Raw genomic sequence first — 13,493 nt, 5'->3', positions numbered from 1 at the left:
CTATTTATCAGATGTTGTATCAACATTTAATTATTTTGTTTCAATAACAATTTGAGCACTTTTTAGCTTTTTTGATTTTGCTGTTAAAGTGATTTTACCAGTTGTTTTTGAGGCTTTAACAATTGCCAAGCACATGCCACTGAAAGCTTTTCTATGCTTTGCTTGAAAAGATTCCAGACTAATTTGGTTTCCATTATCCACAGCAATTAATTCGCCTGCACCTTTTACTGAGAAGTTCACTAAATTATCGGCCATTGGACATAGGTTTCCGTTTTTATCTTCGATACGAACCGTAACATAAGCCAAATCTCTACCATCGGCGTCAATTGCACTGCGATCAACTGAAAGGTTTACTTTTGCTGGCTTACCAGCGGTTGAAATTTGTTCACTTAGAATTTCTTTACCATCCTTATAGCCAATTACCTTAATCGTTCCTGCTTTGTAAGGAACATTCCACGATAAACGATATTTAGATTGAAATGAATCTCCTTCGTAACGAATGAATTTTACGATCAGCTCAGTTAAGTCTTTTCCTTTTACTTTTCTCCCCATCGATTTTCCATTCACGAAAAGCTCAGCTTCGTCGCAGTTGGTATAGCAGTAAACAGGAATCATATCGCCCTCCATTCCTTTCCAATTCCAGTGAGGAAGCAGGTGAATCATTGGTTTAGTAGTCCAGTGACTTTGGTATAGAAAAAAGCGATCTTTAGGGAAGCCACACAAGTCAACAGCTCCAAAATAAGAACTATGCGATGGCCAATCTCCATTCCAATAGCCATTGGTCGAATTATCTTTTCCACCGTAAGGAGTTGGTTCTCCTAAGTAATCGAAGCCAGTCCAAATAAATTCTCCCATACTGTAAGGATTTTGTTCTTGGTAATGGAATTCAACATCTGGAGGATATGCCCATGGAGGTCCAATTAAATCGTAACTGGTAACATGAGTAGATTCATGAGTTTTGTATTTCTCAATTGGCAAATGGTAAACACCACGGCTACTTGTACAGCTGGAAGTTTCTGAACCGTAAATAGGCAATTCAGGATAAGTCTCTCGAATTTCACTGTATTTAGTAGGTTTGTAGTTGACTCCTGCAATATCAGTTTGTTGTGCAAAATTGAATTTGTAAGGATTAGAGTAGTTGTTCATTCCAACTGTTGTTGGACGAGTTGGGTCTACTTCTTTAACGTAGTCGTTTAGCATTTTTGCTACTCTCCAACCATTCTTCTTATCTCCTTGCTCCAAAATCTCGTTTCCTGTACTCCACATGATAACAGATGGATGATTCCGATCTCTTCGAACCATATCCTTGATATCGCGTTCTGCCCATTTTTCAAAGAATACGTTATAGCCATTTGGAACTTTTGCTTTTTTCCAAACATCGAAAGCTTCATCCAATACGACTAATCCAAGCTCATCACACAATTCAAGAAATACGCGCGATGGGGGATTGTGACTTGTACGAATTGCATTCACACCCATGTCTTTCATGATTTGCAACTTTCGTTGATCAGCTCTGCGATAGATAGCAGAACCTAATGCTCCATTGTCATGATGTAAACAAACGCCATTGAAACGAATTTTCTTGTTGTTCAAGAAAAAGCCATCCTTTGTGAAAGCAATTGATCGCAAACCAATACGAGAATTATAGGTGTCTACCACTTTTCCATTTTGTACAATTGTGGTAACCGCTTTATACAGATTTGGATTTTCAATATCCCAGCGTTGTGGCTTATCTATTTTGCAAAATAAGGCTGAAATTGCTGAGGAATTGGCAGGTACTTCAATTTTTTCGTTTACAGAGGCTACCGATTTTCCATCAGGCGAAAAATATTCGTGATTTACGGTAATATGTGCTCTTTTATCGCTTTTATTTACAACAGTAGTTTCATTTTGAACAACTGCAATTTTTTCAGTTACTGTAGGAGTTGTAATGTAAGTTCCCCATTGTGCAACATGAACAGGTTCGTCAATTTTTAGCCATACCGAGCGATATAGACCTGCACCAGGATACCATCTTGAAGATAAATCTTGTGGTCTTAAACGAACAGCAATTACATTATCGGTACCATCGTATTTTAATTCTTTACTGATGTCAAATTCAAAACCGATGTAGCCATAGGGTCTATTTCCAACAAACTTTCCATTTACCCATACATGAGCATCGTACATTGCACCTTCAAATTCGATGCGAACAACTTTTCCTTTTGCTGTTTTTGGTGTTTTGAATTGTTTACGATACCATCCAGTTCCGTGGAAAGGAAGACCACCACAACGAGCATTGTATTTTTCGTTGAATGGGCCTTCAATTGCCCAGTCGTGAGGTAGATCTAAACTTCTCCAACTGGAGTCATTAAAACTTGGCATTTCAGCACCTTCGGCTTCTTCGTTAAAGAAGCGCCATGATTCGTTGAAATTCAAGTTCTGTGCTTGAGTAGATTGATATCCGCTTGTAATAAGAACAAAGAAAAAAAGAATACCAAATATGCGTTTTGTTATATTCATAGACTATTGTTTTTGCTTTTGTCAAAGATCTAGAAAATAGGGAGTAATAACGGAGAATAATTTCTGCTAATAAGGGGTGTTTTTTATTTAGGGGGAGGTAAAATCATTTGTTAGTAGGTTGTATATTGAAAGGGGAAAAGATGATGTTTGTGTTGGATACTGAAAGATAAGTAGTTATGGTGTTTGTCTGGGCTTTTGTTATGGTATAACAAATTGCGTCTATTTATGAGTATTTTTACGTTGAAAAAGATGAGAATATAATTTTATAGGCATGTGTTTGTGTAATTTATTCGTTAGAATTTTGGGCGATTTTTTCACTAAAAAAAAGACAGCTAATCCAATTGATTAACTGTCTTCTGTAAAATGTATTTTTTCTTCTGAAATTGATTTGTTATGTATAAGTTACAAATGGTTTCCTGTGAAAGGTTTATTGTCTCTTGTATCGTTGTATTTCTTGAACAGGTATTCTACTTTATTTTGGTATTTTTTATCGTTTACCAAATTGTATCTTTCATCTTCTCTAATATTGTTCTTAAGATCAAACAGAGCAACTGCGGTTCTTGTTTTGTCCGTTTTATCTTTTCGATCAAATTGTATGATCAATTTCCAACCTTCGTCGATGATAATAACTTCTTTATGAGAACCACCTTGTACCATCAGGTATGGATGAGTTTTAGCGCCTTTTTTATTTTTTAGAACAGGCAATAGGTTGTACGAATCTTGTGCAACTTCTTCGCTGATTTTTTGATTTGTAATAGCAGCCAAGGTTGCCATAATATCAAGACCTAAAATGGGTTGTTCTGAACTTTGGTTTGGCTTAATTTCTTCAGGCCATGAAACAATGAAAGGTACACGATGACCTCCTTCGTATGGATCATTTTTGCATCCTCGGTAAATATCACTTGGCTCATGATGAGAATTCCAAGTGTCTCCATCTGTGTGTAAGCCACCATTATCAGAAGTGAAAATTAAAACCGTATTTTCATAAATACCTTGTTCTTTTAAGGTCTCAACAATCATTCCTACTTGAACATCTAGCTCTTTAATCATATCCATATGTCTGGATGGAGTTGTGCCCGCTATTTTTATTCCATTTAACTCTTTGGGAGCAGAATGTGGAGAATGAACAGCTTGAGAACAATAGTACATAAAGAAAGGTTCTTTTTTATTGGCATTTTGCTTAATGTAGTTCACGGCTTTGTTTGCCAATAACGGACCAATTTTTCTGGGTTCCCAGTTTGAGTCTCCTAATCCTTCTTTTTTATCCAATTTAAGATCTAAAGAAGCCATGTATTCATTATCAATTACTGCAATAGTAGATTCCTTTGTTAATGGATACCATTTGTCGTTTTCGTAAGCCGCATAAGGAACGTTTTGAATTCCAGATGGTAAATTAAAGCTGTAATCGAATCCGTTTTGATTGGGACCACTAGCAACAATTCTACTGATGTCTACTTCATCTTCAATCTTCTTTTTCTTATTGGGAATATATTCCTTATTCTGATTATCTTTTCTGTTGAAAGTAGTTCCTATATGCCATTTGCCAAAGAAAGCAGTATGGTAATTAACTTGCTTCATTAAGCGTCCTAAAGTCAATTGGTCTGCTCTGATTACAGATTTTGAATAACCACCCCAAACACCCCAAGGAAGTTTACTTCTGTAGCAACTATTTCCAGTCATGATCGCATAACGAGAGGTTGCACATAAGGCTGCAGGCGCATGAGCATTCAGAAATTTCATGCCTGTATTTGCCAATTTATCAATATTTGGCGTTTCTAAAATCACTTGGTTGGTGTGCATGCGACGATAGTTGGAAATGTCACCAACACCAAGGTCATCGGCTAAAATAACAATAACATTAGGGCGCTTGTCTGCAAAACTACTACTCCAAGCAAAAATGGAAAGTAGGGAGACGAAAAATATCTTTTTAAGCATAACTTATTTCTTTAGTATCAGTAATGATTTGGTGTTGATTATTTTGAGTTTTTATTCTACAATCACGCTTTTAATTATCCATTCTGCATTCGTTTTGTTGGGGACAGGTTGAATAGCCAATTGGTGAAGGTGTTTTTTGCGTGTTTTAAATTGTGATAAAGGGATGATTATTTCCTGCCATTCGTTATTTGTTTTAACATCGGCAATAACCCATTCTTCTTTGTCCCAATCTACCTTTTTTGGTGCAACGCGAGTAAAACGTGTTGGGTCATTGTATCCGTTTAATGCCAATTTTATAGAATTGCTACCCGATACATTTTTAATAACAATTTTTACTTGTTTGCATAAATAAATCGGAGTGTGAATAAATGGAGTTGATGCAACAATGGCATCTTTGCATTCTGATGTACCGTAAATACAAGCTGATTTTTCATCTCTATTTAGATTGGTTCCCTTTTCACTTCTCCAGCCTTGAGTAGTATATTCAAAATTGTAGATGCGCCCAGGGAGTGGGTATTCAAAGTTATTTTCTGGAATGTAAACTGTACTGTCTTTGTTAAAATACAATGGTCTAATTTGTACGCCACGGTAAAAGGCATTGGTCTCGTGATTTTCCTGAATGCTGTACCATTGGCCTTTCCATTCAAACGCACTTCCATGACCGCCATCTATATAGTCGCCTTTAAAGGTGTAAGGACCTTTTAAATTTTTTGACATAGAATACTTATAGCCCCAAAATAGATAATACCAATCGCCACGTTTAAAAATTGCTGGTTTATCTCCGGTTGGTTTTCTTGTGCCATCGTCATTCTGTACCAAAAGTTTTTGTGGTTCATCTGCCAGAGAAATCATATCATTGCCCAATCTTGCAATGTAATATTGTCCTGCGCCAAAAATAATATAGTGCACTCCGTTTTCTTCAAAAACCTCAGGGTCATAAGAATTGCTAGGTGTAAGGCCTTTTGGCAAAAGAGGTTTTCCTAAAGCATCTTTCCAAGGCCCGTTTATTGTTGGAGCTATCATTACTCCTGTATTGAAATTACGGTTCGAAAAGTACCAGTAATAGTTACCGTCTTTGGTCGCAAGATCTCCTGCCCAGCAATTGTCTTGATCGCCAATGTAAGTATCGGTTGGCAGAATATTTAATTTGTGCTTCCATTCTGTTAGGTTAGAGGAAGCCCAAAGTTCCCAGCGATTCATATGACAAAAATCAACAATATTCCAATCTCGATCGTGCCCACACATTGCATATATTGTATCGCCAATAATTATAACATGTGGATCGGCAAGGCCTCGATCGGGAGCAATAGAATTTACAGATACCGCATGGGGATTGTACCCCGGAATCTTATTTTTCACTGCTTTTTCTTTTGAGGTACAAGAGCAAAAGATCATAATTGATAAGCTCAAGCCTATTAAAGAATTTTTCATATTTAATTGATTTTTTAGAGTGCTTTGTAATGTGCTACAACTTTTTAATATAAACATAGAATGCTGAGAATTCAACATCCTTACTAGTTGTAAATGAAGCTTCTAGGTGTTGGCGACCTTCTGAAAGGTATGCTTTGAAATTGACTTCTTTTTTAGACAGATCAACAGGTTTTTCTTGGTGAATTGCTTCGATATTTAGTGTTGCTTTTTTTAGATCGATAAAAATCCCTGCAGGATTAACATTATTCCATTTCGTTTGAGTACCGTGTTGAGGAGTTGTATCTCCTAAAGCAAGACCAGATTCGCGAGGCCATCTTGAAATTGAAATTTCATATTCTCCCTCTTCTTGCACATCAATCATCCAATACCCTTTGGCTAAAGCTGGTTTTTTTCCATAAAAAGGATCGCGAACATACGATTGATTCCAAGCATTTGCAGTGAAGGTGTGTAAATCGTGAACAGTAATTGTAGATTCATCATTTTGAGTAGATCCAATTTTATAAGCTTCGTAGTGCCCAAAATCACGAGAAGTGTATTTCCACCATTTTTCGTAAGCATCTCTCATTTCTTCAACTTTATCAGGATGTTGAGAAGCAATATCTTTAGCTTGTCCAGGATCATTTTTGATGTTGTACAATTCCTTGCCATCGATTAAACGCCACTCGTCATCCATTACAGAGCACATTCTCCATTTTTCGGGTTGTTGAATGCGGTTGTTATCTACCACACAGTAACGATGAGGTAATTTGTTCACTTGTTTTGTTAGTACAGGAGCTAAGTCAATTCCATCATGAGCAGGACCATCCACTTTTCCTAAATTACATAGATCCATAAGAGTTGGCAGAATATCGAAATTCATGCATAGTTGGTCAATTTCTCGACCTCCAGTTAGCTTACCATCTTTCCAACGAATAAAGAAAGGAGTTCGGTGACCACCTTCGTATTGTGATCCTTTATGACCTCTCATTCCAGCGTTGAAACCTTTTTCGTTACCTAGTTTTCCTGAATGGCCAGCCGCAGTTCCATTATCAGTTGTGAAGATTAGAATGGTATTGTCTTTCAAACCAAGCTCTTCTAGTTTTTTATCAAGGATTCCCATATTGTCATCAATATTGGTAATCATACCATAAAAAGCCTTTTGTCTATCGGTGATTGAAGTTTCATCTTTATAGATATCGTAGTACTTTTTTTCTACATTGTAAGGGCCGTGTGGGGCATTTGTAGAAAGGTATACAAAGAATGGTTCATCTTTTTTACGTTCGATAAAATCCATTGCTTCCGCAAAGAAAATATCGGTGCAATATCCTTTAAATTTTTCTGGTGTTCCATTGCGGAAATAAGTATCATCGAAATAGTCATTTTCCCAATAATCTGGTGTTTGACCAACTCCACCACCACCATGGGAAACTGTTTCGTCAAACCCTCTGTCTTCAGGTAGGTACGGATAAGAATCACCTAAGTGCCATTTTCCATACATGGCTGTAGAGTATCCATTTTCTTTGAATACTTCTGGCATCAGTACAAATTTTTCTCTAAGAATATTACATCCTCCAATGGTATGCCAAACACCAGCACGGTTTCCATCAGCACCAGTCATTAATCCTGAACGACTCGGCGCGCAGGTTGTACCACAGTGGTAATTCGAAAGGCGAATTCCATTGTCGTGCATTTTATCCATGTTTGGGGTTTTAATCACTTTGTTGCCATGAGCTGCAACATCTCCATAGCCTTGATCATCGGTAAGGATAATGATAACATTTGGTTTTTTATTGCTTTGTGCTTTTGCAGTGATGCTTCCTATGCAAAGTGCTACTGCAGTAGCTGTGAAAGCTAGTTTTTTTATCAATGACATGTTTTATTATTTATGGTTTTGTTGATTTTTTAATTTTCTTTTCAATGCATCTTGTTTTAATACCTCTTGGTAGTTGCCGGTTAAGTGAGGCTTTTTATCGATGGCTTTAGCATGACGATCAAATAGAATTGAGTATTTTGGGTAATCATTACAGTCTATCGAATTGTTTGCCATTTGCTTGTATTGTTCGTCGTAAAGCTGTCGCATTTCAACTAATTTATTTTTGAATTCTGGATCATTTGCATAGTTTTTCATCTCCAATCGATCTTTTCCAATATTGAAAAGCTCTTCGGTAGACTCCATGTTTTCGTCGGAATATTGCCAGTAAATGTATTTCCAATCTTTTGAAACTACCGACATGGCTTGAATTTCATCGTTTCCCCACATGTTGGTTAATGCAACTGTTTTACGTTTAATTCCTTCAGGTTTTTCTATCAAGGGCAAAAGATTAACGCCATCCATATTTTTAGGAATGTCGAGACCAGCATAAGTCAAAATGGTTGGAGCCATATCGATATTCGCAGTTACGGTTTCACGTTTTAAACCTCTTTTTGATTTAGGAGCTCGAGGATCGTAAATGATGAATGGAGATTTGGATGCTTCTTCGTAGGGAAGTACTTTTCCGGCTAAGTTATGAGCGCCACAGCTGTATCCGTTATCACCAGTAAATATGATGATAGTATTTTCATCCATGCCTTGTTCTTTCAACGATTTGCGAATCATTCCAATGGCATAATCTACACCATGAATTAGCTGATTGTATTTTGTAATTGCCTCTTGATACGATTCTTCTGATTCTCTCCAGAAATTGTAGCTGTTGTATTGGCGACCAGATTTTGCTTGTGCTGAAAGATGTTTTGCATTTTCAGCACCATAATTTTCGGGTTTATTGTATTTTTTACCCTCATATACGTAGTCGAAATACTTATCGGGAGTAAAAGGCAGGTGAGGAGCTTTAAAGCTGATAGACATACAAAATGGCTTGCCAGATTTTTTAGCTTCTTTAATAAAATCATTAGCCCATGCGCCATAGGCTCTTGTACTGTGAGGATATTTTTCAGCATATTTGGCAATGCTAGGATTTTTTGCTGTTTTGTATAAGGTTTGTCCGGGACCACCGCCCCACATGTCGAAATAACCTACAGGAAGTTTATTTTTAATTTTATCGGTTTCTGTTGTGTCCATATCAAAACCAACTTTTCCAGCAAAGCCTGTGAAATATCCAGCTTCTTGTAACAATACAGGATAACTTTTGTCTAATTTTTCAGGTTTCAAATCTCCGTGCATAAAGTTGCATCCGGTTTTATATTCGTACATTCCTGTTAGAATATTTACTCGGCTTGCCATGCAAATTGACGTTGTATTGTAATGATTTAGGAACATCACCCCTTCGCTAGCTAATTTATCCATGTTTGGAGTTACGACTTGATCATTTCCATAGCATCCTGTGGCAATACTTGTTTGATCATCGGAAAGTAAGAAAATAATATTTGGCTTTTCTTGATTTTTAGTGCAACCAATCATTGCGAAAAGACTTAGGAGTAAGATTGATATAGGTTTGAAGTGAGTCATAGCTTTTTGAGTTTTTTAAACAAATTATTTTATCTGATTAAACTTGGACCTAATTGAAATATAGGAGCTAGCTTCAAATTCAAAGGTAAACATATGATTAGGATGTGATGGGGTAATATCCTATACAAATACTTTACTAGAGTTAAACTTAACAGATTTTTATTTTTGAAATTTAAAAATGATTATTAAGTATAAGTAAATGTTTAATAGTGATTTATGATTTGTATTGTTTATCTACCCCCTTTTTGTACTCTATTATGACACCTATTCTATTTTTTCATTCTTTTTACAAAGTGGATACAAATTTGTTAATTTGTGAAAGAATATTTTTATATGTATACCTTTAGTTGTTTTTTACTTTAAATCTCACATGAAAATAATTTTTGTTTCAATCTTCTTTTTTGTTTTCATTTCAATGGGTTTTTCTCAATCGATTGAGGAGAACTTGTTTTTTTCTGACGATTTGAATGTACTTGCAAATCAATCGCACATAAATCTTAAGCCTTATTTTGATAATGAGGTTAGAGCTGATGTAGCGAAATTTATTTCTGCCGATAATGCTCTAGTTATTCAAAATAATCAACGAGATACAGCTTTAACTATTGCTTTTTGGTTCCGACCTGAAAATATTGACATCCATTCAGGGACGATTATTGGTGAGGACTCCGTCTATTACTTTCGATATTTATCGAATCGTAAGTTGCAGTTTAATCATTATTATAAAAAAGACATTGACACGGATGGCGTGTTGACAGATAACGAGTGGCAGTACCTTGGGTTTACAATAAATAAGAAAGGCGATCTTGGGATTTATTTGAATGGAGAATGTATTCTTACAGATAGTATATCTTCTGATTGGTGGCTCATAAAAAATGAGATATTTATTGGCAAGGATAGATATAAAGTAGATGCAGAGGGTTGTATTGATGATTTAAAGATGTGGAGTAAGGCATTGTCACCTCAGGAAATGAAAGAGGTGTTTACCGAAAGTTTGTTAATTCCAGATTTATCTTATCGTTTGGTTACTTATATGCCTTTGTCAGGAGATTTTACTGATATTTCGAATGGTTCCAAAAGCATAGAAGAGAGTGTTGATGTGCAATTCGTAACGGATAGTGTAAAAGGAATGGTTGCAGATTTTCAATCTAAAAATTCCCACATTACAACATCTGGTTTTTCTTTTGATAATCAAATGACCATTTCGGTGTGGGCAAAACCAACGGATAAAGATTGGGTAATGGCTCTTGCCGGCAATCGAGATTTTTGCTTTCGTTACCTTACAAAACAGGGCCGATTGTGGTTTAATGTTCCAATGGCATATAGCTGTCAGTCGCGAATACAGAAAGTCAATTTTGGTGAGTGGGTGCATTTGGCAATCGCTGTGAATTACAATCATAAAGCCAATTTTTATGTGAATGGATGCCTGATTGATTGCAAACAAATACAAGGGAGAACAGGCAAGGAGGATGTAATAACTATTGGTCAGAGTATTTGGGGAAATACATTTAATGGACAAATGACAAAGTTGGCGATTTGGAATCGAGCTCTTTCCGAATCTGAAATTAAGGCCGTTTACAATGGCAAATTGGATGTTCTCTTGCAAAAGGAGCAAAACACTCCCTATACTTTATACATTTCCATATTGGTAGCTGTGCTTTTTGTACTTGTGCTTTTTCTATGGCTAATTGCAAGAATGAAATTAAAGAATGCTCGTAAAGAACAGTTTAAGGAAGATGAGCCAGTTGTGCTTCCGCGAAAAAATGCTTTGTATCTGTTTGAAACTTTTAGGGCTTTCGATAAAGAGGGGAAGGATATTTCGCATGATTTTACGCCGACCTTAATACGATTGTTCAGTTTGATTTTGCTATTTCCGCGTGTTTACAATCGGAATATTACATCTCAGGAAATGTCTGATATTTTATGGGACACAGATGATGTGGCACAACAAAAAAATAACAGAGGGACCAACATTCATAGGTTACGAACTCTGCTAAAGCAATTTAATGATTTAGCTTTAGTTTATCGTAACAAGGAATGGATAATTGATAATTCGAAGCATTTGTTCGTAGATTTATTCTATTTTGAAGCAAGTTTGTTAGAGGGAGATTTTAATCTTCCATTTAAGAAATTATACCTTTGTAAGCCGATAAAAAATGAGAATTTTGATGGTTTGCTTCGTTCCTTAAACGATAAGTATATCGATCAGTTAAGAGCTTATTGTGCTTTGTCTTTTTCTCAGAAAGATTGGAGATCTTTAAATAAGTTGGCTTCGCTGTGGTTAACGATTGATTCACTTAGTGAGGAAGCCTTGTGTTATTTAGTGAAAGCTTTGTTGAATTCAAAACAAAAACAAAAAGCACTAAATACTTACAGTCGTTTTAGTACAAATTATAAAACCATGCTTAATGAAGAATTGCAATTGTCATTTGATGCTTGCTCCTCCCACGAATAAATAATCTTAAGATATCCAGAAGTAAACTGTATTAGATTGTTTTATGCATTTCCTTGTTGTGCTCTACGAATCATTATGAGATTAAAATTATTCAGGGGGTAAAATGTGTAAAATAGAGAGAATAATAGATTTTACCCCATTTTTTACCCGCTTGTTATCCCATTTAAAAACCATCTAGCTGTTTCATTTGTAGATATATACTCATGTATCGCTTTGGATTCAATATTGTATCCGAAATAATTGGGGCGATCTGTTTTATTTGAATCGTTAACTATAAATCTAAATGGATATAATGAATAAAGTTTCTAGACGTATTGGTTTGATAATTTGCATGTTGATTATTTTTTCTGCTCAAACATTTGCCAAAGATTTTAACGTAATTGATTTTGGAGCCAAAGCAGATGGTGTCACAAAAGATACTAAAGCTGTTCAAGCTGCAATTGATGCTTGTAACGAAAATGGTGGAGGTGTTGTTCGTATTCCTGCTGGAAAAACAGTTTTGTCGGGCACCATTTACATGAAAAGTTTTGTAACGCTTAGAGTTGAGAATGGTGCTACCTTATTGGCGAGTCCTGATTTGAAAGATTATTCAAACGATACGCATAAAATCATGTACAAGCGTGAGAAGCATATGGATCTTTGTTTCATTTTTGCAAAAGATGCAAAATCATTTGCCATTGATGGATATGGAACAATTGATGGGAATGGACATCGAAAATATTTTAATAAGAAGCGTCCAATGTTAATGCGATTCATGAATTGTGATGACATTCATCTGAAAGATGTGAAATTAATTAACCCTGCAGCGTGGACTTCAGCTTGGTTGTATTGTAACGAAATTGTTGTTGATGGGATTTACATTCATAGTCGCTCGAATAGAAATGGTGATGGATTAGATTTCGACGGATGTACCAATGTACGTGTATCAAATAGTTCTTTTGATAACAGTGATGATTGCATTTGCTTGCAAGCTTCATTAGTGGATAAACCTTGTAAAGATGTGGTGATTTCAAATTGTATTTTCGAGACCAAATGGGGTGGAATGCGAATTGGTTTGCTATCACGTGGCGATTTTGAATCAGTAACAGTTACCAATTGTACCTTTAAAAATATTAATGATTCTGGGCTGAAAATTCAGATGAATGAAGGAGGTTCGATGAAGAACATGACTTTCTCGAATTTGGTCATGAAAAATGTACCGCGTCCAATTTTCATGACTTTTACGCAACAAAAGGCCTGTGTTGATGCTCCGGATGAGATGTATCCTTACAAGGAGATGAAAAACTTCATCTTTCAAAATATTATTGCTGATAATACAGAGTTAGACAAGAATTCCGCTTTTTTCTTAACTGGTATGCAGGGTCATAAGATTGAAAACATCATTCTTAAAGACATTCAATTTTTTGTTTCGGGAGGAGGGACAAAAGAAGATGCTGAAAAAACAGACTTGAACGAGTACACTTTAGAAGTGCTAAAAGGACACTGGCCAGAATTTAGTTTGGTAGGTACATTGCCAGCTTCAGGAGTTTACTTGCGTCATATGGAAAATGTATACGTAGAGAACTTTCATTTGACTGTAGTTGATGAAGATGCTCGCAAACCAATCATTTTAAATGATGTTACAAATAGTGAGGTAAGTAAATTTTATATGAATGGGAAGCGTTTTAAAGTTAAGAATTAAGAGCCTTTTACTGATTGTTTAAATCGTATCAATTCTACCTAAAAAGCTTCCTAGTTATCATTTTTGTT

General features: G+C 35.8%; 7 protein-coding genes. 2 read left to right on the top strand and 5 right to left on the bottom strand.

The genetic code is table 11. The features are described from left to right. Positions 1-30: 30 nt before the first annotated feature. The 5 genes from galB to ACT3CE_RS17165 all read right to left on the bottom strand — a co-directional run bounded on the left by galB (position 31) and on the right by ACT3CE_RS17165 (position 9,292). Positions 31-2,502: a beta-galactosidase GalB gene (gene galB / locus ACT3CE_RS17185; RefSeq protein ID WP_444711008.1), complete on the bottom strand. Its 2,472-nt coding sequence runs from the start codon at positions 2,500-2,502 to the stop codon at positions 31-33. 402 nt (positions 2,503-2,904) lie between these two features. Then, complete coding sequence (locus ACT3CE_RS17180; protein WP_444711007.1) at positions 2,905-4,437, bottom strand: sulfatase family protein; 1,533 nt, start codon at positions 4,435-4,437, stop codon at positions 2,905-2,907. A 51-nt stretch (positions 4,438-4,488) separates the two neighbouring features. After that, complete coding sequence (locus tag ACT3CE_RS17175; protein ID WP_444711006.1) at positions 4,489-5,868, bottom strand: family 43 glycosylhydrolase; 1,380 nt, start codon at positions 5,866-5,868, stop codon at positions 4,489-4,491. 34 nt (positions 5,869-5,902) lie between these two features. Beyond that, positions 5,903-7,720, bottom strand: coding sequence for an arylsulfatase (locus tag ACT3CE_RS17170; protein ID WP_444711005.1), 1,818 nt, complete (start codon positions 7,718-7,720; stop codon positions 5,903-5,905). A 6-nt stretch (positions 7,721-7,726) separates the two neighbouring features. Next, positions 7,727-9,292, bottom strand: coding sequence for a sulfatase family protein (locus tag ACT3CE_RS17165; RefSeq protein ID WP_444711004.1), 1,566 nt, complete (start codon positions 9,290-9,292; stop codon positions 7,727-7,729). Between the two features lie 370 nt (positions 9,293-9,662). Between ACT3CE_RS17165 and ACT3CE_RS17160 the strand changes: the two genes are divergently transcribed. Together ACT3CE_RS17160 and ACT3CE_RS17155 are read left to right on the top strand one after the other, a co-directional pair. Then, positions 9,663-11,744: a LamG domain-containing protein gene (locus ACT3CE_RS17160; protein WP_444711003.1), complete on the top strand. Its 2,082-nt coding sequence runs from the start codon at positions 9,663-9,665 to the stop codon at positions 11,742-11,744. 292 nt (positions 11,745-12,036) lie between these two features. Next, on the top strand, positions 12,037-13,425 hold the full coding sequence (locus tag ACT3CE_RS17155; RefSeq protein WP_444711002.1) for a glycoside hydrolase family 28 protein: 1,389 nt from the start codon (positions 12,037-12,039) through the stop codon (positions 13,423-13,425). Positions 13,426-13,493 lie beyond the last annotated feature (68 nt).

The organism is Marinifilum sp. RC60d5 (assembly GCF_052400665.1).
In the GTDB taxonomy this organism is placed as follows: domain Bacteria; phylum Bacteroidota; class Bacteroidia; order Bacteroidales; family Marinifilaceae; genus JBQTGK01.
This window is presented reverse-complemented; position numbering and strand designations above follow the sequence as displayed.

Bases quoted from the DNA above. Each gene is read 5' to 3' on its own strand.
- ACT3CE_RS17155 (WP_444711002.1), top strand. From the start codon at position 12,037: ATGAATAAAGTTTCTAGACGTATTGGTTTGATAATTTGCATGTTGATT.
- ACT3CE_RS17175 (WP_444711006.1), bottom strand. From the start codon at position 5,868: ATGAAAAATTCTTTAATAGGCTTGAGCTTATCAATTATGATCTTTTGC.
- ACT3CE_RS17160 (WP_444711003.1), top strand. From the start codon at position 9,663: ATGAAAATAATTTTTGTTTCAATCTTCTTTTTTGTTTTCATTTCAATG.
- ACT3CE_RS17180 (WP_444711007.1), bottom strand. From the start codon at position 4,437: ATGCTTAAAAAGATATTTTTCGTCTCCCTACTTTCCATTTTTGCTTGG.
- ACT3CE_RS17170 (WP_444711005.1), bottom strand. From the start codon at position 7,720: ATGTCATTGATAAAAAAACTAGCTTTCACAGCTACTGCAGTAGCACTT.
- ACT3CE_RS17165 (WP_444711004.1), bottom strand. From the start codon at position 9,292: ATGACTCACTTCAAACCTATATCAATCTTACTCCTAAGTCTTTTCGCA.
- galB (WP_444711008.1), bottom strand. From the start codon at position 2,502: ATGAATATAACAAAACGCATATTTGGTATTCTTTTTTTCTTTGTTCTT.